This window comes from Bradyrhizobium sp. 33ap4 (assembly GCF_032654765.1).
Classification (GTDB): Bacteria; Pseudomonadota; Alphaproteobacteria; order Rhizobiales; family Xanthobacteraceae; genus Bradyrhizobium; species Bradyrhizobium australafricanum.
In genome coordinates, this window is record NZ_JAUMTJ010000023.1 from 40,689 (window position 1) to 62,201 (window position 21,513).

General features: G+C 66.3%; 18 protein-coding genes. 14 read left to right on the forward strand and 4 right to left on the reverse strand.

Annotated elements, in window-relative coordinates; translation table 11 throughout:
* Window positions 1-92 precede the first annotated feature (92 nt).
* The 10 genes from ugpB (at window position 93) to Q2M23_RS19220 (ending at window position 11,253) form a co-directional block, all read left to right on the forward strand.
* A complete protein-coding gene (gene ugpB / locus Q2M23_RS19175) occupies window positions 93-1,412 on the forward strand; it encodes a sn-glycerol-3-phosphate ABC transporter substrate-binding protein UgpB (protein ID WP_316396557.1) in 1,320 nt (439 codons plus the stop codon).
* Window positions 1,413-1,574: 162 nt separating this feature from the next.
* Entirely contained in the window at window positions 1,575-2,525 is a 951-nt protein-coding gene (locus tag Q2M23_RS19180; RefSeq protein ID WP_316396558.1) for an aminoglycoside 3'-phosphotransferase/choline kinase family protein, read from the forward strand.
* A gap of 247 nt (window positions 2,526-2,772) precedes the next feature.
* Window positions 2,773-4,395 carry an ABC transporter substrate-binding protein gene (locus tag Q2M23_RS19185; RefSeq protein WP_316396560.1) on the forward strand — a complete coding sequence of 541 codons (1,623 nt, stop codon included), beginning with the start codon at window positions 2,773-2,775 and terminating at the stop codon, window positions 4,393-4,395.
* Window positions 4,396-4,402: 7 nt separating this feature from the next.
* Window positions 4,403-5,416, forward strand: a complete 1,014-nt coding sequence (locus tag Q2M23_RS19190) for an ABC transporter permease (RefSeq protein ID WP_316396562.1) — start codon at window positions 4,403-4,405, stop codon at window positions 5,414-5,416.
* A 3-nt stretch (window positions 5,417-5,419) separates the two neighbouring features.
* The gene (locus Q2M23_RS19195; RefSeq protein WP_253588692.1) at window positions 5,420-6,319 is read left to right on the forward strand and encodes an ABC transporter permease; all 900 of its coding nucleotides are present in this window, start codon (window positions 5,420-5,422) and stop codon (window positions 6,317-6,319) included.
* Between the two features lie 300 nt (window positions 6,320-6,619).
* A complete protein-coding gene (locus Q2M23_RS19200; RefSeq protein WP_316396564.1) occupies window positions 6,620-8,446 on the forward strand; it encodes an ABC transporter ATP-binding protein in 1,827 nt (608 codons plus the stop codon).
* Between the two features lie 95 nt (window positions 8,447-8,541).
* Window positions 8,542-8,721 carry a DUF4089 domain-containing protein gene (locus Q2M23_RS19205; protein WP_229189674.1) on the forward strand — a complete coding sequence of 60 codons (180 nt, stop codon included), beginning with the start codon at window positions 8,542-8,544 and terminating at the stop codon, window positions 8,719-8,721.
* 7 nt (window positions 8,722-8,728) lie between these two features.
* Complete coding sequence (locus Q2M23_RS19210) at window positions 8,729-10,126, forward strand: AtzE family amidohydrolase (RefSeq protein WP_316396566.1); 1,398 nt, start codon at window positions 8,729-8,731, stop codon at window positions 10,124-10,126.
* A 1-nt stretch (window position 10,127) separates the two neighbouring features.
* Window positions 10,128-10,520 (forward strand): oxalurate catabolism protein HpxZ, encoded by a 393-nt coding sequence (gene hpxZ / locus Q2M23_RS19215; RefSeq protein ID WP_168859043.1) that lies wholly within the window; start codon window positions 10,128-10,130, stop codon window positions 10,518-10,520.
* Window positions 10,521-10,533: 13 nt separating this feature from the next.
* Window positions 10,534-11,253, forward strand: a complete 720-nt coding sequence (locus Q2M23_RS19220; protein ID WP_057019483.1) for a GntR family transcriptional regulator — start codon at window positions 10,534-10,536, stop codon at window positions 11,251-11,253.
* 56 nt (window positions 11,254-11,309) lie between these two features.
* On the opposite strand, the gene atzF is transcribed toward Q2M23_RS19220, so the two are convergent.
* Complete coding sequence (gene atzF, locus Q2M23_RS19225) at window positions 11,310-13,139, reverse strand: allophanate hydrolase (RefSeq protein WP_316396645.1); 1,830 nt, start codon at window positions 13,137-13,139, stop codon at window positions 11,310-11,312.
* Window positions 13,140-13,334: 195 nt separating this feature from the next.
* The gene (locus tag Q2M23_RS19230; protein WP_316396568.1) at window positions 13,335-13,865 is read right to left on the reverse strand and encodes a MarR family winged helix-turn-helix transcriptional regulator; all 531 of its coding nucleotides are present in this window, start codon (window positions 13,863-13,865) and stop codon (window positions 13,335-13,337) included.
* 155 nt (window positions 13,866-14,020) lie between these two features.
* Between Q2M23_RS19230 and Q2M23_RS19235 the strand changes: the two genes are divergently transcribed.
* A complete protein-coding gene (locus Q2M23_RS19235) occupies window positions 14,021-15,886 on the forward strand; it encodes a feruloyl-CoA synthase (RefSeq protein ID WP_410469741.1) in 1,866 nt (621 codons plus the stop codon).
* A gap of 437 nt (window positions 15,887-16,323) precedes the next feature.
* On the opposite strand, the gene Q2M23_RS19240 is transcribed toward Q2M23_RS19235, so the two are convergent.
* On the reverse strand, window positions 16,324-16,848 hold the full coding sequence (locus Q2M23_RS19240) for a MarR family winged helix-turn-helix transcriptional regulator (protein ID WP_076831045.1): 525 nt from the start codon (window positions 16,846-16,848) through the stop codon (window positions 16,324-16,326).
* An 82-nt stretch (window positions 16,849-16,930) separates the two neighbouring features.
* On the opposite strand from Q2M23_RS19240, the gene Q2M23_RS19245 reads away from it, so the two are divergent.
* On the forward strand, window positions 16,931-18,133 hold the full coding sequence (locus Q2M23_RS19245; protein ID WP_316396570.1) for a cytochrome P450: 1,203 nt from the start codon (window positions 16,931-16,933) through the stop codon (window positions 18,131-18,133).
* A 53-nt stretch (window positions 18,134-18,186) separates the two neighbouring features.
* The gene (locus Q2M23_RS19250) at window positions 18,187-19,413 is read left to right on the forward strand and encodes an ABC transporter substrate-binding protein (RefSeq protein ID WP_316396571.1); all 1,227 of its coding nucleotides are present in this window, start codon (window positions 18,187-18,189) and stop codon (window positions 19,411-19,413) included.
* 200 nt (window positions 19,414-19,613) lie between these two features.
* Here Q2M23_RS19250 and Q2M23_RS19255 read toward each other — a convergent pair whose 3' ends face one another.
* Window positions 19,614-20,267 carry an isochorismatase family cysteine hydrolase gene (locus Q2M23_RS19255; protein ID WP_316396573.1) on the reverse strand — a complete coding sequence of 218 codons (654 nt, stop codon included), beginning with the start codon at window positions 20,265-20,267 and terminating at the stop codon, window positions 19,614-19,616.
* A 148-nt stretch (window positions 20,268-20,415) separates the two neighbouring features.
* Between Q2M23_RS19255 and Q2M23_RS19260 the strand changes: the two genes are divergently transcribed.
* The gene (locus Q2M23_RS19260) at window positions 20,416-21,366 is read left to right on the forward strand and encodes a helix-turn-helix domain-containing protein (RefSeq protein ID WP_316396575.1); all 951 of its coding nucleotides are present in this window, start codon (window positions 20,416-20,418) and stop codon (window positions 21,364-21,366) included.
* Window positions 21,367-21,513 lie beyond the last annotated feature (147 nt).

The following is a 21,513-nucleotide window of genomic DNA, read 5'->3' on the forward strand; positions in this document are numbered from 1 at the left end:
AACGTTAAATCCGCGGTGCAACCTGCGGTGTCGGTTGAATCTGCGGTTGTAGCGCCTTATGAGGGCATGTTGGCATCCGGGAACGGCTCGTCGTGAAGTTCGCTTTGAAGCCCCTGTACCTCGTCGTCGCGGCTCTTCTGCTTGTGTCGCCGGCGCGGGCGGCCACCGAGATCATGTGGTGGCACGCGATGTCGGGCGAGCTCGGCAAGCAGCTCGAGAAGCTTGCCGCCGATTTCAACGCCTCGCAATCCGACTACCGGATCGTGCCCGCCTACAAGGGCAACTATACCGAGACCGTCACCGCGGCGATCTTCGCCTTCCGATCGCGCAGCCAGCCGGCGATCGTTCAGGTCAACGAGATCGCGACCGCAACCATGATGGCGGCCCGCGGCGCGATCTATCCGGTGTTCGAGCTGATGCGCGATCAGTCCGAGGCATTCGCGCCGTCGGCCTATCTGCCCGCGGTGGCCGGCTACTATGCCGATGTCGACGGCAACATGCTGTCGTTCCCCTTCAATGCCTCGACGCCGATCCTCTACTACAACAAGGATATGTTCCGGTCCGCCGGGCTCGATCCGAGTGTGCCGCCCAGGACCTGGCCGGAGCTCGGCGTCGTGGCCAAGCGGCTGCGCGCGGCGGGCGCGATGTGCGGCGTGACCACGTCGTGGCCGTCCTGGATCAATGTCGAGAACTTCTCCGCCTTCCAGAATCTGCCGATCGCGACCAAGGCCAACGGGTTTTCCGGGCTGGACGCCCAACTGATCTTCAACAATCCGCTGGTGGTGCGCCACATCGCGCAGCTCGCGCAGTGGCAGGCCGACAAGACCTTCGACTATAGCGGCCGCGGGCAGGCGGCCGAGCCGCGCTTCCAGAAAGGGGAGTGCGGCATCTTCATCGGCTCGTCGGGCACGCGCGCCGACATCAAGGCCAATTCCAAATTCGAGGTCGGCTACGGCATGATGCCGTACGAACCCGACGTGCAGGGCGCGCCGCAGAACTCGATCATCGGCGGCGCGACGCTGTGGGTGCTGCGCGACCGGCCGCGCGCCGAATATGCCGGCGTGGCGAAGTTCTTCGCCTATCTGTCGCGGCCGGAGGTGCAGGCCACCTGGCACCAGAACACGGGCTACCTGCCGATCACCCGCGCCGCATTCGATCTGACCCGCGCGCAGGGTTTCTACGATCGCAATCCCGGCGCCTCGATCTCGATCGAGGAGGTGACGCTGAAGCCGCCGACCGACCATTCGAAGGGCATCCGCCTCGGCTCGTTCGTCCTGATCCGCGACGTGATCGAGGAGGAGCTCGAGCAGGTGTTCGCCGGCAAGCGTTCGGCGCAAGCCGCGATGGACAACGCCGTCGAGCGCGGCAACCGCCTCTTGCGCCAGTTCGAGCGCGCCAATCCGGATAGGTGAGGGGCATCAAGACTGCTCAACTGTTTCTCCGTCATCCTGAGGAGCCGCGAAGCGGCGTCTCGAGGGATCGACGGCCACCAGTCGGGCCGATTCATCCTTCGAGGCTCGCTCCGCTCGCACCTCAGGATGACGGGGATGGATTGGGCGACGAGATTCCTTGAAATGATATCCCTTCCTTCCCTCACCAACTACGATTCCTACCGCGCCTGGCGCAGCGGCACGTCGCGCTGGTTGCCGGTCGCGCGCGATATTGCTGATGGCCACGGGCTGTCGTGCGTCGCGCCGCATGTGTTCTCGACCGGCACCAATCTGGTTGTCGGGCTGGACGATAACCTGATCCTCAAACTCTTCCCGCCGTTTCTGCGCCCGCAATTCGTGTCCGAGCGCGGCGCGCTTGCCGAGTTGCGCGGACGGCTCGGCATTCCGATTCCCGATCTTGTCGCGGAGGGCGAACGCGACGGCTGGCCGTATCTCGTCATCACTCGCCTGTCCGGCACCGTCGGCTCGGAGGTCTGGCCATCCCTGTCGGAAGCCGAGCGCGAGCGCGTGCTCGCCGAGATCGGGGCCGTGATTGCCGAGGTGCAGCGCGTGCCGCCCGGCAGCCTGCGCGCGATCGAGCCGCGCTGGGAGGCCTTCATGCGCGGGCAGATCGCGCAGTGCCGGGCGCGCCATGAGCGGCTCGGCCTGCCCAAAAAATTCCTCACCTCGCTCGACGATCTCCTGCGTGACGCCGCTGAGTTGATCCCGATGAACGCGCCGCCGGTGATCCTGACCGGCGAGTACATTCCGGAGAACTTTCTGCTCGGGCGCCGGGCCGACGGCTGGCACGTCGCCGGCCTGTTCGACTTCGGCGACGTCCGGGCCGGCTGGGGCGAGTACGACCTGCTCGGTCCCGGCGCCTTCATGGCCGCCGGGCATCCGCGCCGGGTGCGCAGCCTGTTCGACGGCTTCGGCATCTCGCGCACTGATGTGACGTTCACGCTGAAGCGGCGGCTGATGGCGCTCTTGATGCTGCACTCTGCCAGCGATCCGCTCCGGCACATCTGCATCGACGGCTGGCCGGACCGGGTCGACGACTTCGTGCAATTGCAGGAGCTGATCTGGCCGGATTAGCGCGCTTCAGCGCGCGGCCTCTATTGCCGGCCACAAAGCAAGCAGAAGCCGTTTCATGCTCATCTATTGAGCATATAGCCTGTCTTTGTATGCAATTGGCGATCTGAGATTTTGCCCGACCGGGATACCGGCCGACGTTTTACCTCGCTCCGGCAAGGCATTAGCAGGACATAAGATTTCGTTAAGGGTTGGCACAATCCTTGCGATCTGAGTTCCAAGGCCGTTTCCCAGGGCGTTGGAGCATCACATGAAGCGTCGCGATTTCCTCAAATCGGTGTCCGGGCTGGCCGCGGGGGCGCTGGCGCCGACCGCGCCCGCGATCTGGTCGCCGGCCAAGGCCGACGCGCGCTCCGAGACGCTGCTCATCGTCTCCGAAGGCGGTCCCAACAATCTCGATATCCACGGCGTCGGCACCAACGTGCCGGGCTACGAGGTGTCGTGGAATTGCTACGACCGCCTGATCAGTCACGAGATGAAGAGCGGTCCGGGCGGCGTGCCCTATTACGACCGCGACAAGTTCAAGCCTGAGCTCGCCGAGGACATCAACATCGGCGACATGTCGGTCACCTTCAAGCTGCGCAAGAACGCCAAATTCCATGACGGCACGCCTGTCACGGCGAAGGACGTCAAATGGTCGCTCGACCGTGCCGTCTCTGTCGGCGGCTTTCCGACCTTCCAGATGAGCGCGGGCTCGTTGACCAAGCCCGAGCAGTTCGTGGTCGTCGATGATTATACGGTGCGCGTCGACTTCCTCAGGAAGGACAAGCTGACGATCCCCGACCTCGCTGTCATCGTGCCCTGCGTCGTCAACTCCGAACTCGTGAAGAAGAACGCCAGCGAGAAGGATCCGTGGGGCCTCGAATTCACCAAGCAGCAGACCGCGGGCTCCGGCGCCTACAAGGTGACCAAATGGACCGCCGGCACCGAAGTCGTCATGGAACGCAACGACGAGTGGGTCTGCGGCCCGTTGCCGAAGATCAAGCGCGTGATCTGGCGCATGGTGCCGCAGGCCGGCAACCGCCGAGCGCTGCTCGAGCGCGGCGATGCCGACATCTCCTATGAGCTGCCGTTCAAGGACTTCCAGGAGATGAAGGCGAGCGGCAAGCTCAACGTGGTCTCGCTGCCGTTCTCCAACGGCATCCAGTATATCGGCATGAACGTGACCAAGCCGCCGTTCGACAATCCCAAGGTACGGCAGGCGATGGCCTACGCGATGCCGTATCAGAAGATCATGGATGCGGTGCTGTTCGGTCTCGCCAACCCGATGTTCGGCGCGGCCAAGGACAAGCCGACCGAGGTCGCCTGGCCGCAGCCGACCAAGTATTTTACCGACATGGAGAAGGCCAAGGCGCTGCTCGCGGAGGCCGGCTACGCCAACGGTTTCGAGACCACGATCTCGTTCGACCTGAATTTCGCAGGTGTCAACGAGCCGCTTTGCGTGCTGGTGCAGGAGAGTCTGGCGCAGCTCGGCATCAAGACCACCATCAACAAGGTGCCCGGCGCCAATTGGCGCACCGAGCTCACCAAGAAGGAAATGCCGCTGTTCACCAACGTGTTCTCGGGCTGGCTCGATTACCCCGAGTACTTCTTCTACTGGTGCTATCACGGCAACAATTCGATCTTCAACACGATGAGCTACAAATCGCCCGAGATGGACAAGCTCATCGACGGCGCACGCATTGCCGCCGCGAATGGTGACACCGCGGCCTACGACGCCGACGTCAAGGGTTTCGTCGATCTCGCCTTCGCCGACATCCCGCGCATCCCGCTCTATCAGCCCTTCGTCAACGTCGCGATGCAGAAGAACGTGACGGGCTACCAATACTGGTTCCACCGCCGCCTCGATTATCGCGCGATGGCGAAGGGGTGAGGCGCTCATGCTTGCGATGATCGGCAAGCGGCTGCTGTTCGCGATCCCGTCGCTGATCGGGGTCGTGATCGTGACGTTCCTTTTGACGCGTGCGCTGCCGGGCGATCCCGCGGCGTATTTTGCTGGCCCCGCGGCCACCAAGGAGGCGGTCGACCAGATCCGGAAGAAGCTCGGCTTCGACAAGCCGCTGATCGAGCAGTTCGTCCGCTACACCAACGATCTCGCCCATGGCGATCTCGGCACATCGCTCACCACCGGCCAGCCGGTGGCGGCCGAGCTGCGCAACCGCCTGCCGGCGTCGGCCGAGCTCACTCTGCTCGGCCTCGTCGTCTCCATCGTGATCGCGATCCCGCTCGGCGTGCTGGCGGCGACGCGGCCGGGCTCCTGGATCGACCATCTCTGCCGCGTCACCACCACGGCCGGCGTGTCGCTGCCGGTGTTCTTCACCGGGCTCGTGCTGGTCTATCTGTTCTACTTCCGGCTCGGCTGGTCGCCGGCGCCGCTCGGCCGGCTCGACGTGTTCGCTAGCGCACCGCCGACCGTCACCGGCTTCTATCTCGTCGACACGCTGATCGCGCGAGACTTCGAGGCGTTTCGTTCCGCGCTCAGCCAATTGATCCTGCCGGCGGTGACGCTCGCGATCTTCTCGCTGGCGCCGATCGCGCGGATGACGCGGGCCTCGATGCTGGCGGTGCTGGCGTCCGACTTCGTCCGCACCGCGCGTGCCAGCGGCCTGTCGCCCGGCAAGGTGATCGTCACCTACGCCTTCCGCAACGCGATGCTGCCGGTCATCACCACGCTCAGCATGGTGTTCTCGTTCCTGCTTGGCGCCAATGTGCTGGTGGAAAAGGTGTTCGCCTGGCCCGGCATCGGCTCCTACGCGGTCGAGGCGCTGATCGCATCCGACTTCGCGCCGGTGCAGGGCTTCGTGCTGACCATGGCGGTCATGTACGTGCTGCTCAATCTGGTGATCGACATCCTCTACGGCGTGATCGATCCCCGCGTCAGGCTGGAGGGCTAGAGCATGAGCACCGTAGCTCCAACCGTCGAACCCGCAGGACCCGCCCGCACGTCGGGGCTTGCCGCTGCTTTTGAGCAGACCCGCTACGTCTTGAGCGAAAACAAGGTCACCGGCTTTGCCTTCGCGCTGCTGGTCCTGATCCTGTTTGCCGCGCTGTTCGGGCCCTACGTGGTGCCGTACGACCCGCTCGCCTCCGACACCGCGGCTGCATTGAAGCCGCCGTCCGCCGCGCACTGGTTCGGCACCGATCAGCTCGGCCGCGACATCTTCAGCCGCGTCATCGTCGCGACGCGGCTCGACACCTTCATCGCGGTCGCCTCCGTCGTGCTGGTGTTCCTGATGGGCGGGCTGGCCGGCATCGCCGCCGGCTATTTCGGCGGCTGGACCGACCGCATCGTCGGCCGCATCGCCGACACCATCATGGCGTTTCCGCTGTTCGTGCTGGCGATGGGCATCGTCGCGGCGCTCGGCAACACCGTGCAGAACATCATCATCGCGACCGCGATCGTGAACTTCCCGCTCTATGCCCGCGTCGCACGCGCAGAAGCAAACGTCCGCCGCAATGCCGGCTTCGTGCAGGCGGCGCGGCTGTCCGGCAACGGCGAGTACCGCATTCTGCTCGGGCACATCCTGCCCAACATCATGCCGATCATGATCGTGCAGATGTCGCTGACCATGGGCTATGCGATCCTCAACGCCGCGGGCCTGTCCTTCATCGGGCTCGGCGTCCGGCCGCCGACCGCGGAGTGGGGCATCATGGTCGCCGAGGGCGCAGGCTTCATGGTGTCGGGCGAGTGGTGGATCGCGCTGTTCCCGGGCCTGGCGCTGATGATCGCGGTGTTCTGCTTCAACCTGCTCGGCGACGGTCTGCGCGACATCGTCGACCCGCAGCGGAGGACGTGATGATGTGGACCTGGCTAACGCATGCGCGCTTTCTTCGCCTCTCCCCGCGTGCGGGGAGAGGCCGGGCCGCGTTAGCGGACCGGGTGAGGGGGGCGCTCCGCGCACTCCTCAGCCAGTTGTACGTGCCGATAGATGCCCCTCACCCCAACCCTCTCCCCGCAAGAGCGGGGCGAGGGGGCGCACTGGACAGGCGGAGAACATGATGCCTGTCCCGGTCCGGTGCCGTGCTACCGCTCCGCTCCTTTGCATGGGGTTGTTTTGCGGATTTTTGGATGACGCACCGCATGAGGGGAGGTGCGCATGACCGCCCAGCCGCTGCTCGACGTCAGCGACCTCACGGTCGAGTTCACCACCCGCCGCGGCATCGTCAAGGCGGTGCAGCACGTCGACATATCGGTCGGCAAGGGCGAGACCGTCGGCATCGTCGGCGAGTCCGGCTCCGGCAAGTCGGTAACCTCCTATGCCGTGATGCGCATCCTCGATCGCGCCGGCCGGATCGCCGAGGGCTCGGTGATGTTCTCCGGCATCGACGTCAAGTCGGCCTCGGAGAGCCAGATGCGCGATCTGCGCGGCCGCGAAGTCTCGATGATCTTCCAGAATCCGCGCGCCGCGCTCAATCCGATCCGCAAGGTCGGTCACCAGATCGAGGACGTGCTGCGCCAGCATGTGCAGCAGGCGCAGGTCACCGATCGCGGCGAGACGGCGATCGAGGCGCTGGAGCGGGTCAAGATCGCGCGCGCACGCGAGCGCTACCACGCCTATCCGTTCGAGCTGTCCGGCGGCATGTGCCAGCGCGTCGTCATCGCGCTGGCGCTGGCCTGCAATCCGCAGCTTCTGATCGCCGACGAGCCGACCACCGGCCTCGACGTCACCACCCAGAAGGCGGTGATGGACCTGATCGTCGAGCTGACCCGGCGCCGGGCGATGTCGACGATCCTGATCACGCATGATCTCGGCCTCGCCGCCGCCTATTGCGACCGCGTCGTGGTGATGGAGAAGGGCCGCGTGGTCGAGACCGCCGTCTCGGCCGACATCTTCGCCGCGCCCCGGCATGCCTACACCCGGAAGCTGATGCGCGCGACGCCGCGGCTCGGGGTGTCGCTCCGGGATCTGTTGCCGGAGGAGGATTCGCTTGCCTCTCCCCGCGTGCGGGGAGAGGCCGACACGCTCGGCAGCGCACTCGCGCGCAAGAGCGTGGCGGGTGAGGGGGACCCTCCACGGGCCGTGCCTGCGGATGCGGCCCCTCACCCCAACCCTCTCCCCGTAAAGAGCGGGGAGAGGGGGCGGATGGAGCCTCTCCTATCAGTCGAAAAGCTCGTCAAGGAATACCCGCGCCAGGGCGCGGGCGGGATGCTGGCAAAGTTGTTCGGGCGCAAGCCGCCGGTCGAGGAAGAGACCTTCCGTGCGGTCGACGGTATCAGCTTCTCGATCGATCATGGCGAGAGTGTCGGGCTGGTCGGCGAATCCGGCTGCGGCAAGTCGACGACGTCGATGATGGTGATGCGGCTGCTGGACCAGACCTCCGGCCGCATCATGTTCGACGGCGAGGACATCGGCGGCATCACGCCGCAGTCGTTCGCGCGGCTGCCGCGGCGCAGCCAGATCCAGATGGTGTTTCAGGATCCGACCGACAGCCTCAATCCGCGCTTCACCGCGGCGCGCGCCATCGCGGATCCGATCATGCAGCTGGGTGACATCAGCGGGCGCGACGCGCTCCGCGCCCGCTGTGAGGAGCTCGCGCGGCTGGTCGGCCTGCCGGTCAATCTGTTGGACCGCTTCCCGCACCAGCTCTCCGGCGGCCAGAAGGCCCGCGTCGGCATCGCACGCGCCATCGCGCTGCACCCGAAGCTCGTCATCCTCGACGAGCCGACCGCGGCACTTGATGTCTCGGTGCAGGCGGTGGTGCTCAATTTGCTGCAGGACCTCAAGCATTCGATGGGCATGAGCTATTTGTTCGTGTCGCACGACCTCAACGTCGTACGTCTGCTGTGTGATCGCGTCATCGTGATGCGCGCCGGTCGCATCGTGGAGCAGGGCACATCCGAACACGTCTTGGGCAATCCGCAGGATGCCTATACAAGGGAGCTGCTGACGGCGATCCCGCATCCGCCGCTGCCGGTGTCTTGACGCATGATCCGGAAAAGTGGGGACCGGTTTTCCTCGCGACAAACGCGGAATGCGTTTGCGCGGAGATCATGCGCAAAATCGTTATTGGGAGCGAAATGACCGATCATCTCGACGACTATATGAACGCCGTCGCCGGCGCGATGGCGTTGCCGCTGGAGGACGCGTGGCGTCCGGCGGTGCGCGCCAATCTCGACGTCTCGCTGCGACTGGCGCGGCTGGTCGATGATTTCCCGCTGCCGGACGACGTCGTGTCGGCCGCCGTCTATTCGACCTGAGACCCCGATGTCCGAAACTCCCGCTTCCATGTCGGCCGCCGAGATCGCGCAGGCCGTATCGAGCCGCAAGATCACGGCTCTTGCCGCGACCGAGGCTGCGCTGGCGCGCATCGCCGCGCATGACAAGGTCCTCAATGCCTTCACCGACGTCACCGCCGATCGCGCGCGCGCCAGGGCCAGCGCGGTCGATGCCGCGATCGCCGCCGGTCAACCGGTCGGCCCGCTCGCCGGCGTGCCGTTCGCGGTCAAGAACCTGTTCGATGTGCAGGGCCTTCCGACCAGCGCCGGCTCGAAGATCAACCGCGATCTGCCGCCGTCGCCGCGCGATGCGACGCTGATCGAGCGGATGGAAGCGGCCGGTGCGGTGCTGGTCGGCGCGCTCAACATGGGCGAATACGCCTACGACTTCACCGGCGAGAATGTGCATGACGGCCCGTCGCGCAATCCGCATGATCCGGCGCGGATGACCGGCGGCTCCTCCGGCGGCTCGGGCAGCGCCGTCGGCGGCGCGCTGGTGCCGATCGCGCTCGGCTCCGATACCAACGGCTCGATCCGCGTGCCGTCGTCATTCTGCGGCACGTTCGGTTTGAAGCCGACCTACGGCCGGCTGTCGCGCGCGCGGTCCTATCCGTTCGTCGCCAGCCTCGATCATCTCGGCCCGCTGGCGCGCAGCGTGAAGGACCTCGCGCTCGCCTACGACGCCATGCAGGGGCCTGATGCCGATGATCCGGCCTGCATTGTGCAGTCGGTCGAGCCGACCGTGCCGTTGCTTGCCAACGATATTGGCGGGTTGCGGGTTGCGATCGCCGGCGGCTATTTCCAGCAAAATCTGTTTCCGGAGGCGGCAGAGGCGGTCGCGCGTGTCGCGAAGGCGCTCGGTGCCGCGCGGATCGTGGAGCTTCCCGAAGCTGCGCGCGCTCGCGCCGCGGCCTACATCATCACCACGACCGAGGGTGCTGCGCTGCATCTCGATCGCCTGCGCAAGCGTCCCAACGATTTCGATCCGGCGGTGCGCGACCGTCTCATTGCGGGCGCGATGGTCCCGGCGGTCTATGTCGACAAGGCGCAGAAATTCCGCCGCTGGTATCGCGCGAAGGTGCTGGAGCTGTTCCAGTCGGTCGACGTGATCCTGGCGCCGGCGACGCCGTGCACCGCGCCGAAGATCGGTCAGGCCAGTTTCACGCTCGACGGCGTCGAGCTTCCGGTGCGCGCCAATATCGGCATCCACACCCAGCCGATCTCCTTCATCGGTCTGCCGGTGGTCGCCGTGCCGGTGCCGCTTGAGCCGCTGCCGATCGGCGTGCAGATCATCGCGGCGCCCTGGCGCGAGGACGTCGCGCTGCGGGTCGCCTATGCGCTGGAACAGATGGGCGTTGCGGCCGCGCCGGCGCCGAGAGGACTCTGATATGGAAATCGATATTCCCGACGTCGTCGCCGAGGTCACCGCGCAGTTCCAGCGATATGAGAGAGCGCTGGTCTCGAACGATGTTGCGGTGCTCGACGAGCTGTTCCGCGACGACCGCCGCACGCTGCGTTACGGCATTGGCGAGAACCTCTATGGCTATGCCGAGATCATGGCGTTTCGCGCCGGGCGCTCGCCGGTCGGGCTGATGCGCAAGATCGAGCGGACCGTGATCACGACCTATGGCCGCGACACCGCGATCGCCTCGACGCTGTTCTACCGGGACAGCGCGCCGGGTAGAGTGGGGCGGCAGATGCAGACGTGGATTCGCTTCCCCGAGGGCTGGAGAATCGTCGCCGCCCATGTCAGCGTCATCGACGAACCCAAAGGTGCTTGAAGGGCGCTTGAGGATGAGCCTGGAAGATCTGCCGCAGGGCGCAGAATCCGAGATGACGGTGCGCCGCATCGATCGGCCGTCGTCGCTGGTCGACAAGGTTACCCGTGCCGAAGAGCTGCGGCTGCAACTCGCCGACGAGATCGTGCGTGGCACGCTGCCGCCGGGGGCCGGGCTCGATGAAACCGACCTTGCGCGGCGCTTCAACGTCTCGCGCACCCCGGTGCGCGAAGCGCTGCGGCAGCTTGCCGCCAGCGGCCTGATCGATGCCCGAGCGCATCGCGGCGCCGTGGTGGCGCGGCCCTCGCTTGAACGGCTCACCGGCATGTTCGAGGCGATGGCCGAGCTGGAGGCGATCTGTGCCGGCCTCGCCGCCGAGCGGATGACGGCGGCGGAGCGCCACGCGCTGGAAGCGATCCACGAGGAGTTGCGGGTGCTGAGCTACACCGGCAATCCCGAGCGCTTCCATGAGGTCAATGAGCGCTTCCACAACGCGATCTATGCCGGGTCGCAGAACGCCTACATCGCCGAGATCACCTTGGCGACGCGGGTGCGCGTGCAGCCGTTCCGCCGCGCCCAGTTCCGCAACCTCGGCCGTCTGGCAAAATCCCACGCCGAGCACGACCGCGTCGTCGTCGCCATCATGCGCGGCGACAAGACAGGCGCCGCCGCGGCGATGCGCGCCCATATCGAGCAGGTGCGCGGGGAGTACGAGACCTACGCGGTGTCGGTGTAGCTTCTCCTTAGCTCTCCCCCGAGAGAGCGGGGCGAGGGAGTGCGCCGCCGGAGCGGCTAGGCTTTCGCCCTCTCCGCCATGAATGCGCGCCAGCCGCCATAGGCGGAAATGTCCTTCGCGCCCTGGATCGCGGCGGGCTCGACGATGAAGCCCTTGGCCTGCCGTCCGTCGGCGAGCCTGATCGTGCCGATCGACAGCGGCGGCGGGATCGCGGCGACAAATTTTCCGAATGCTGCCGGTGACATCGCCCACAGTTCGAGCTTGATCGCTGCGCCGGCACCGGCCTCGATGCGCAGCATGCCGGGCTTCGGCGGCGTGGTGTCGAGCGCGTAGAGCCTGTAGTCCGGTGCGGTGACCGCCTCTTCCAGCAGGCGCGCATCGAGCGTCGTCAGCTCGTGGTTCAGCGCCATGCCGGAGAGATGCGCACCGACCACCGCGATGGTGATGTCGTCGGAGCCGGCCTGCGTCGGCGCGACGGTGAGCGGCGGCTGCGGAAGTGAATTGGCGCCGAGTGTAAGTCCGGTGTCGGCGTGAAACACGCGGCCGATGCCGGCAAGCTCGGCGTCGCGGCCGGCGCGCGCGAGCAGCGTGATGCCGAACGGCGCGCCGTCGGGCCGCATCGCTGCCGGCAGCGCCAGGCCGCACATATCGAGCAGGTTGACGAAATTGGTGTAGGTGCCGAGCCGCGAGTTCAGCTCGATCGGATTGGCGAGCACGTCAGCGGTAGAATACACGGTCGGGGCGGTCGGCAGCACGATCGCATCGAGTTGCGCAAGGCTGCGCTCGGCGATGCGGCGCAGCGCCTCGAGGCGGTACAGCGCCGAGAAGGTGTCCGCAGCGGTGGGGCGCGATCCGCCGACGGTGATCTCGCGCGTCACCGGATGGACCGCCTCGGGCGACGACGCGAGCAGGTCGCGGATCACGAGATACCGTTCCGCCACCCACGGGCCCTCATAGAGCAGCCGCGCGGTCTCGTAGAACGGCGCGAGGTCGAACTCGACGAGGTTGGCGCCGAGCGCCTGCCAGCGCTTGCACGCCTCGCCATAGGCCTCCTCGGCCTCGCGATCGCCGAAGAATTTCAACTGGCCGGTTTGGGGAATGCCGAGCTTCAGCTTGGCCGGAAAGCTCGCCAGCGGGGCCAGCGCCCGGTCGCGCGAATACGGATCGGACTGATCGGGCCCGGACATGACGGCGAGCGCGGCCAGCGCGTCGTCGGCGGTGAGCGAGAAGATCGAGACGCAGTCGAGCGTCCGGCACGCCGGCACGACTCCGGTGGTCGAGATCAGCCCAAGGCTCGGCTTGAGCCCGACGATGTTGTTGAGCATCGCCGGCACGCGGCCGCTGCCCGCGGTGTCGGTGCCGAGCGACAGCGGCACCAGGCCCGCGGAGACCGCGACCGCGGAGCCCGAGCTCGACCCGCCCGGCACCAGATCGCCGCGCACCGGGTTCCTGGGAATGCCGTAGGGCGAGCGCACGCCGACCAGGCCGGTGGCGAACTGGTCGAGATTGGTCTTGCCGATGATGATGGCGCCGGCCGCGCGCAGTTTGGCGACCGCGGTGGAATCCCGCGCGGGCAGATAGGAGAACGCCGGGCAGGCGGCGGTGGTCGGCAGGCCCGCGACATCGATATTGTCCTTCACCGCGACCGGCACGCTATAGAGCGGCAACGTCGGATCGGCGAGCCGCCCGGCCTCGGCAAGCGCATCCTTCTCGTCGCGCAGGCTGATGAAGATGGCGGGGTCGTTGTGCTCGCGGATGCGCTGGTAGCTGCGCGCCACGGTTTGGGCCGGCGTCATGGTCCCGGCGCGGTGCGCGGCGACGATCGCGGCGACAGTTTCAGTCACGTGCTTGGCCTCATCTCGTGAGCGGGAGGCGTCGGATGCCATCCGCAAGGGAATTGCAGCCTGGTCGAAGCAAGCAATGTGCCATTGTGTACAATTCACCCGCGTCCGTCGCGCGGCGGATTATTGCACAATATCAGTTGCTTGAAATGCTCGTCGGGAACGGACGTAGGCCGGTATGAGAGAGTATCTGCCCAATTTAAAGGCAAATCCGGTCAAGCCGAAATCTCGGTCGAAAGGTCAGGTGAAGGAGGCGAGGATGCGCAACAAATGCTCGCGGTTTTCCTTGCCGATCTTCTCGGCCACATGCCGCTCATGCTCGGCGGCGAGCCGCTTGAACTGCGCCAGCGCGGTCTTGCCGCGCGCCGTCAGATGCAGCGCATGGGAGCGGCGGTCGGTCGCGGAGGGGACGCGGCTGACGAAGTCGCGGTCTTCCAGGCTGTCGAGCAGATGCACCAGCCGCGCGCGCTCGATCCCGAGCCGCTTTGCCACCGCCATCTGGCTGAGGCCCGGATTGGTCCCGATCACGGTCATCACCGAATACTGGGTTGGACGGATATCGACCGTCGCCAGCGTCTTGATGAAGTCCTGAAAGATCCAGAGCTGGAAGCGCCGCACCGCATAGCCGGCGTGACCGACCAGCGCGTCGAGGCCGATGTCGTCGCCGGCCTCGCCGCCGGGCGCCCCGCCATTTGCTCCATGCGATCGGGGGCGGCGGATTGCTGCTACCGTTCCTGCCGCCTTGCGCGATGTCTTTTGCTGGCTCGCCATGAGCTCAGGCTAGCGCGCCCAAGGCGAGAGGGAAAGATTGTTGTTGACGACAACAATTGATGTCCGCAACATTATCACCAAAGAACCCGGCCAGGACCGCGGCGCCGCACCATGTTGCGGCGCAATCCCGCAAAGACACGGGCGAGGAGGAAACCATGACGATGGCCGCCGCCGGCGGAGACAATCCGAGCAGCCTGTTTGCGACGCCCGCGATCGTTGCGGATCGCCGCGACGACGGCAGCATCCTGGTTCGCTCCACCACGCCGCTGAGGCAAGGCGCCCGCTGCGTCGGCGACTGGCTGGAGCATTGGGCGCGGCAGGCGCCGGATCGCATCTTTCTCGGCGAGCGCGCCAATGCCGATGCGCCCTGGAGCACCGTCAGCTATCGCGACGCGCTCGGCATCGTGCGGCGGGCCGCATCGTGGGTGCTGGCGCAAGGGCTGAGCACGGAACGTCCACTCGTCATCCTCTCCGACAACGGCATCGATCACGCGTTGTTCGCGCTCGCCGCGCAGCATGTCGGCGTGCCCTCGGCCGCGATCTCGCCGGCCTATTCCTTGATGTCGAAAGACTTCGACAAGCTGAAGAGCATGATCGAGCTGCTCGACCCCGGCGCGATCTACGTCGCAAGCACAAGGCCGTTCGCGGCGGCGCTTGCCGCAATCAAGTCGCTGCATCGCGCAACCATCGTCAGCGGCAATCCGGACGACGCCGACGCATTGTCGTTCCGTACCGTCGCTGCCACGCCGGAAGCGCCCGGGGTCGCCAAGGCGTTCGCGGCGGTGACGGCGGACACGATCGCAAAATTCCTGTTCACCTCGGGCTCGACGGGCACGCCGAAGGCCGTGATCAACACCCAGCGCATGCTGACCTCGAGCCAGCAAGCCAAGGCGCAGACCTGGACGTTCCTGGAGCAAGCGGGCGAGGAACTGGTGATCCTGGACTGGCTGCCGTGGAGCCACACCTTCGGCGCCAACCACAACTTCAACCTGGTGCTGCGCAACGGCGGCACGCTCTATATCGACGGCGGCAAGCCGGCGCCCGGGCTGTTCGCGACCTCGCTGGCCAACCTGCGCAGCGTGGTGCCGACGGTCTATTTCAACGTGCCGCGCGGCTTCGACATGCTGATCGCGGCGCTGCGCACCGACGACGAACTGCGCAGAAAATTCTTCGAGGGCACCAAATTCGCCTTCTATGCCGGCGCGGCGCTGCCGCAGAATCTGTGGGACGCGCTGGAGGACTTGTCGTTGCGGACGGTCGGCCGCCGGCTGCCGATGGTGTCGGCCTGGGGTTCGACCGAGACCTCGCCGCTCGCGACCGATTGCCACTTCCTGGCCAAGCGCTCCGGCAATATCGGCGTGCCGATCCCCGGCACCGAGCTCAAGCTGGTGCCGTCGGGCGACAAGCTCGAGGTGCGCGTGCGCGGGCCCAACGTCACGCCGGGCTACTGGAAGGCGCCCGAGCTGACCGCTGAGGCCTTCGATGCCGAGGGTTTTTACAAGATCGGCGACGCCGTCACCTTCGCCGATCCCGCACGGCCCGATCTCGGCCTGTTCTTCGACGGCCGCGTGGCGGAGGATTTCAAGCTCAATTCCGGCACCTGGGTCAGCGTCGGCACCTTGCGCGTCGCCGGCATCACGGCGCTGGCGCCGCTCGCGCAAGACATCGTCGTCACCGGCCATGGCCGCGACGAGGTGCGCTTCCTGGTGTTCCCGAACCTCGCCGCCTGCCGTTCGCTGGCAGGGCTGCCCGAGGGCGCCGATCCGCGGGAGGTGATCGGCCATCCGGCGGTTCGTGCTGCGGTTGGGCGGGGGCTGGCGACGCTGAAGGCGCAAGGCGGCCATTCCTCCGGCCATGCCACGCGCGCGTTGCTGCTGGCCGAGCCTGCCTCGGTCGACGGCGGGGAGATCACCGACAAGGGCTACATCAACCAGCGCGCCGTGCTGACGCGCCGCGCCGCAGCAGTGGCGGTATTGGAGGACGACGGGTCGGGTGAGGCGATCGCCTGCGCGGGCGTGTGAGGCGATTTGTGCATCTGACGCGCCAGCAGCGAGCCGCGTACACTGCCGTCGTCCCTGCGGAAGCAGGCACCCATACTCCGCGGCCGTAATTGTGAACAAAGTTCGTCGTTCCGCCGACATGCGATAATCAGCATTTGTGGTTATGGGTCACGGCTCGGAGGCCGGGACGACACCGCGTTTGTGGCACGGATCATCCAAGTTTCAGCTGTCCAACCCGCCAGGTCCCCGCTGCTTCCACTTGCCGCGCTGCACGCGGCTGCGTTTTTAGTTGCCATAGCAACTAAGCTGTGCGAGTTTCCGCACCCATAGGGATAGGGCCGGTCAACGGCCACGCGTTTGGGAGGAGAATGTTGCGCAGCACGGCGCGAACGGCACGCATGGAAGATCGGGCGAATACCGTGGGGGCGCAGCGCGCCGCCCGTGGCCTGGCTTCGCCTTCAGGTCGTGCTTTGCCCGGTCACGGCGCCGAGATTCTCGTGCAGCCGGCGCAGCAGCTCGATCAGCACCTCGCGCTCGTCCTTCTTCAGGCAGGCCAGCAGCCGCCGCTCGCGCTCCAGCGCCGCGACGATGACCTTGTCGTGGACGGCGCGGCCGCGCGCGGTCAGCGTGATCGAATGGGTGCGGCCGTCGTCCGGCGCGGTACGGATGGTCAGCAGGCCGCGCTTCTGCAATGCCGCGAGGTTGCGGCTGACCGGCCCCTTGTCGAAGCCGATCACCTGGCAGATCCGGGAGGCGGGAATGCCGGGCTCGATCGCCAGTTGCGAAATGATCCGCCACTCGGTGACGTTGACGCCGAAATTCTTCTGGTAAAACGCGGTGGCGCTGTTCGACAGCTTGTTGCCGATGAAGGTGATGAACGCCGGCACATAGCGATCAAGGTCCAGCAGCGGGCCGTCACTGGCGTCTGCGGGATCGGCCGGTCTCGGCCGGCGGGGCTTTCGGGGGAGGGGCTGGCTGCTCATCTCTCAAATCATCGCTGCGAAACTGTCCGGGAGCAATAGATATGCGGCCCGTGTTGACAAGATCAAACCTCGGGAGGTCCCGATGACTGCAACAGAAGCTGCGTCCGTCCCGCATCTCGATATCGATCCGTTCGCGCTCGAGTTCTTCGCCGACCCATTCCCGACCCATGAGCGGCTGCGCGAGGCCGGGCCGGTGGTCTATCTCGACAAGTGGAATGTCTATGGAGTGGCGCGCTACGCCGAGGTCCATGCGGTGCTGAACGACCCCGCGACCTTCTGCTCCAGCCGCGGCGTCGGCCTCAGCGACTTTTCCAAGGAGAAGCCGTGGCGGCCGGCGAGCCTGATCCTGGAGGCCGACCCGCCCGCCCATACCCGGACCCGCGCCGTGCTGAGCACGGTGTTGTCGGCGACTGTGATGAAGCAGCTTCGCGGGCAATTTGCCGCCGCCGCGGAGGCCCGTCTCGACGCGCTGCTGGAGAAGCGCCGCTTCGACGCGATCGCGGACCTTGCGGAAGCCTATCCGTTGTCGATCTTCCCGGATGCGCTCGGCCTGAGGCCGGAGGGCCGCGAGCATCTGCTGCCCTACGCCAGTCTGGTGTTCAATGCCTTCGGCCCGCCGAACGAGCTCCGCAAGGAGGCGATCGAGCGCTCGGCGCCGCATCAGGCCTATGTTGCCGAGCAATGCCAGCGCGACAATCTCACCCCGGGCGGCATCGGCGCCTGCATTCACGCCCATGTCGATACCGGCGCCATTACCGCGACCGAAGCGCCGCTGCTGGTGCGCTCGTTGCTGTCGGCCGGTCTCGATACCACCGTCAACGGCATCGGCGCCGCCGTCTACTGCCTCGCCCGCTTCCCCGACCAATTCCAGAAACTACTCGCCGATCCGACGCTGGCGCGCAACGCCTTCGAGGAAGCCGTGCGGTTCGAAAGTCCGGTCCAGACTTTCTTCCGCACCACGACGCGCGACGTCGAGCTCAGTGGGGCCGGCATTCCTGAAGGCGAGAAGGTGCTGATGTTCCTCGCTGCGGCCAATCGTGATCCGCGCCGCTGGGAAGCGCCCGACAGCTACGACATCACCCGTCGTACGTCGGGCCACGTCGGCTACGGTTCGGGCATCCATATGTGTGTCGGCCAGCTCGTCGCCCGTCTCGAAGGCGAGGTGATGCTGGCGGCACTGGCGCGTCGTGTCGCCAGGATCGACATCACCGGCGAGCCGAAGCGCCTTTTCAACAACACGCTGCGCGGGCTCAGCAGCCTGCCGGTCGAGATCACGCCGGCCTGACGAGACGCTCAAGACCAGCAAAAGGTCGATTGAGGAAACATGGGAGGGAGACGATGAGGGGCTTCGGGGTTGGGCGATCTAGGATTGGACTTGCGCTGGCATTGGCCTGCGCCGCGGGCAGCGCACGCGCGGAGATTTCCGGCGACGTGGTCCGCGTCGGCGTGCTCAACGACATTTCCGGCATCTTCCAGGACACCAACGGCATGGGTTCGGTGGAAGCCGCGCGCATGGCCGCGGAAGATTTTGGCGGCGGCGGCAAGGGCATCAAGGTCGAGATCGTCTATGCCGATCACCAGAACAAGGCCGACGTGGGCTCTGCGATCGCGCGCAAATGGCTCGATGTCGAAGGCGTCGATGCCATCGTCGACGTGCCGAACTCGGCGGTCGGGCTCGCCATCAACACCATCCTGCGCGATAGCCGGATGACGTTCCTGGCGTCGTCGACCGCAAGCTCCGATCTCACCGGCAAGGCCTGCTCGCCGAACACCATTCAATGGGTCAACGACGCCTGGGCCACCGGCAACACCACCGCGGCCGCGATGATGCAGCGCGGCGGCAAGGACTGGTATTTCGTGACCGTCGATTATGCGCTCGGCAAAGGCATTGAGGCCGAGGCGACGAACTACATCGAGAAGCACGGCGGCAAGGTTTTGGGCTCGAGCAAGCATCCGCTCGGCACGTCGGACTTCGCGTCGTTCCTGCTGCAGGCGCAGAGCTCGAAAGCAAAAGTGATCGGGCTCGCCAATGCCGGCGGCGACACCATCAATGCGGTGAAGCAGGCGGCCGAGTTCGGCATCCAGCAGGGCGGCCAGACCATGGTGGCGTTCCTGCTGTTCGTGAACGACATCCACGGCATGGGCCTAAAGGTCGCGCAGGGCCTGCAGCTGCTGGAAGCCTTCTACTGGGACATGAACGACGACACCCGCGCGTTCGCAAAGCGCTTCGCCGCGCGTCCCGGTATGAACGGCAAAATGCCGAGCGGCAACCAGGCCGGCGTCTACGCCTCGACGCTCGCCTACCTCAACGCGGTTGCCGCCACCGGCAGCGACGACGCCAAGGCGGTGGTGCCGCAGATGAAGACCTTCAAGGGCAAGGACAAACTGTTCGGCGACACCACGATCCGCCAGGACGGCCGCGTCATCCACCCGATGTATCTGTTCGAGGTGAAGAAGCCCGAGGAGTCGAAGTACCCCTACGACTATTACAAGCTGATCGCGACCATCCCGGCCGACCAGGCGTTCCGCCCGCTGGCCGATGGCGGCTGCTCACTGGTGAAGTGAGCTCTTCGCCGCGAATGCTGCTGCGCTCCCTCTCCCCTTGTGGGAGAGGGCTGGGGTGAGGGGTATCTCTGCACACGGCGTACGGACCGGAGAGACCGCAACCCCTCACCCGGATCGCATTGCGCTTCGCTTCATGCGATCCGGCCTCTCCCACAAGGGGAGAGGCAGACCGAATGTGCGATGCGCTGTTCGTGAACTCGCTATGCCGCCTTCGAACCCGCCACCTTCACTCGCCCCAGCATCTCGGCCGCCGTCATCACATGCGCGGTTGAGAATGCGAGGATCGTCAGCGTGGCGCGGTGCACCTCCTCGGCGGACAGCGCGCCCTGGCCGACATCGGGATAGTCGAACGTGCCGGTCGCGTCCGACAGGAAGACGACCTTGTAATTGTGGAACATGGCGTCGCGCGCGGTGGCGTGGCAGCAGTTCTCGGTCGTGGTCCCCGAGATGATCACCGTGGTGGTGCCCCATTCACGCAGGATGAGATCGAGATCGGTGGCGAAGAACGCGCTGTAGCGGTGCTTCTTGATGACGTGCTCGCCGGGGGCGGGCGCGAGGTCGTTGAAGATCTCGACGCCCTCGCTGCCGTCGACCAGCGACGACCGGTCGGCGATCGGCGAATAGAGATCGTCATAGAGCCCCATGTCGCTGCCGTCGCTGCGATGCACATGCGCGGTGTAGACGACGCGGATGCCCTTGTCGCGGCAGGCCTTCAGGGTCTGCGCCAGCCGCGGCACCATGGCAGCGGCCTGGGCTGAACGCAGCTTGGCGCCCTCGGCCACGAAATCGTTCTGCATGTCGACAACGATCATGACGGTTCGCGCCGGATCGATGATTTCGCATTGGTAGCCCATGTGGTGTCTCCTCCTGGTGAGAGACAATTTCTACGCCGGTTCCCGCGATCGTTCTTGGCTGCGCCGGCCAGTCGCTGGTCTCTGCTTGCCAGAAGGGAGGGCTGGACGCAGAATGTCCCGCTGCCGGGTTGGGCGGGAGCAAGGTCCGATGCAGACCCTAGATCACACAGTCGTCGCGCAAACGCTTGTTGCGCCGGGTGACAGTTTCGACCGCTGGCATCACGTCACCTGCCGCGAATTCTCGCTGACCGAATGCCGCCGCGTCGCCAACGAGGCGTTCCAGGCGTCGATCTCGATCCGCCATCTCGGCCCGCTGGCCATCAACGACATCTGGTCGTCGACGCCGGCCGCCGACCGCATCCGGGTGATGCGCAGCGCGAGCGATGTCCGCAGGGATCCGCGCGACTATTTCATGCTGTGGCTCACGCTGCGCGGCGAGGTCAGCTTCGCCCAGGGCGGCCGCGACGTGCGCATGCGCCGGGGCGATCTGATGCTGCATGACCAGGCGCAGCCGTTCACGCTCGAATTCGCCCCGAGCGCGCGCGCGATCATGGTGTCGATCCCGCGGCCGCTGCTGCTCGCACGCCTGCCGGATGCGCAGCGCCTGACGGCGCGGCGGGTCGGCAACGCGTCGAAAGTGGGAGCGCTGGCGGGATCGCTGATCCGCCGGCTGACGCGGCTCGATGACGCGGCCGGACCTGCGGCGATACGGCTTGGCGCGGCGGCGCTCGATATTTTCGCAACCACGCTGCAGACCGAGCTGACGGACGACGGGCCGCAGCGCGGCGACGAAAGGCTGGCGCGGGTCAAGGCCTACATGCTGGCCAATCTCGACGATCCCGGGCTCGATCTCGATGCGATCGCCACCGCGCAGAACATGGCGCCGCGCACGCTCAATCGCCTGTTTGCGCGCGAAGGCACGACCCCGATCCGATGGCTGTGGCAGCAGCGCCTCGCCGCCGCCTATCAGGCGCTGGCGGAGCGGCGCTTCAGCCATGTCACCGATGTCGCGCTGAGCTTCGGCTTCAGCGACGTCTCGCATTTCAGCCGCGCCTTCAAGGCCGCGTTCGGCCGCTCGCCGCACCAGGTGATGGGGTGAGAATGCGTACAGCGCTGAGAGGCTAAGACAGATTGTTATCCGTCATCCTGAGGTGCGAGCCTTGCGGCGCAATTGCGGCGCTGGGCGAGCCTCGAAGGATGTACGGCCACTAGCGGGGCCGTCGATCCTTCGAGACGCGCGTGCCGC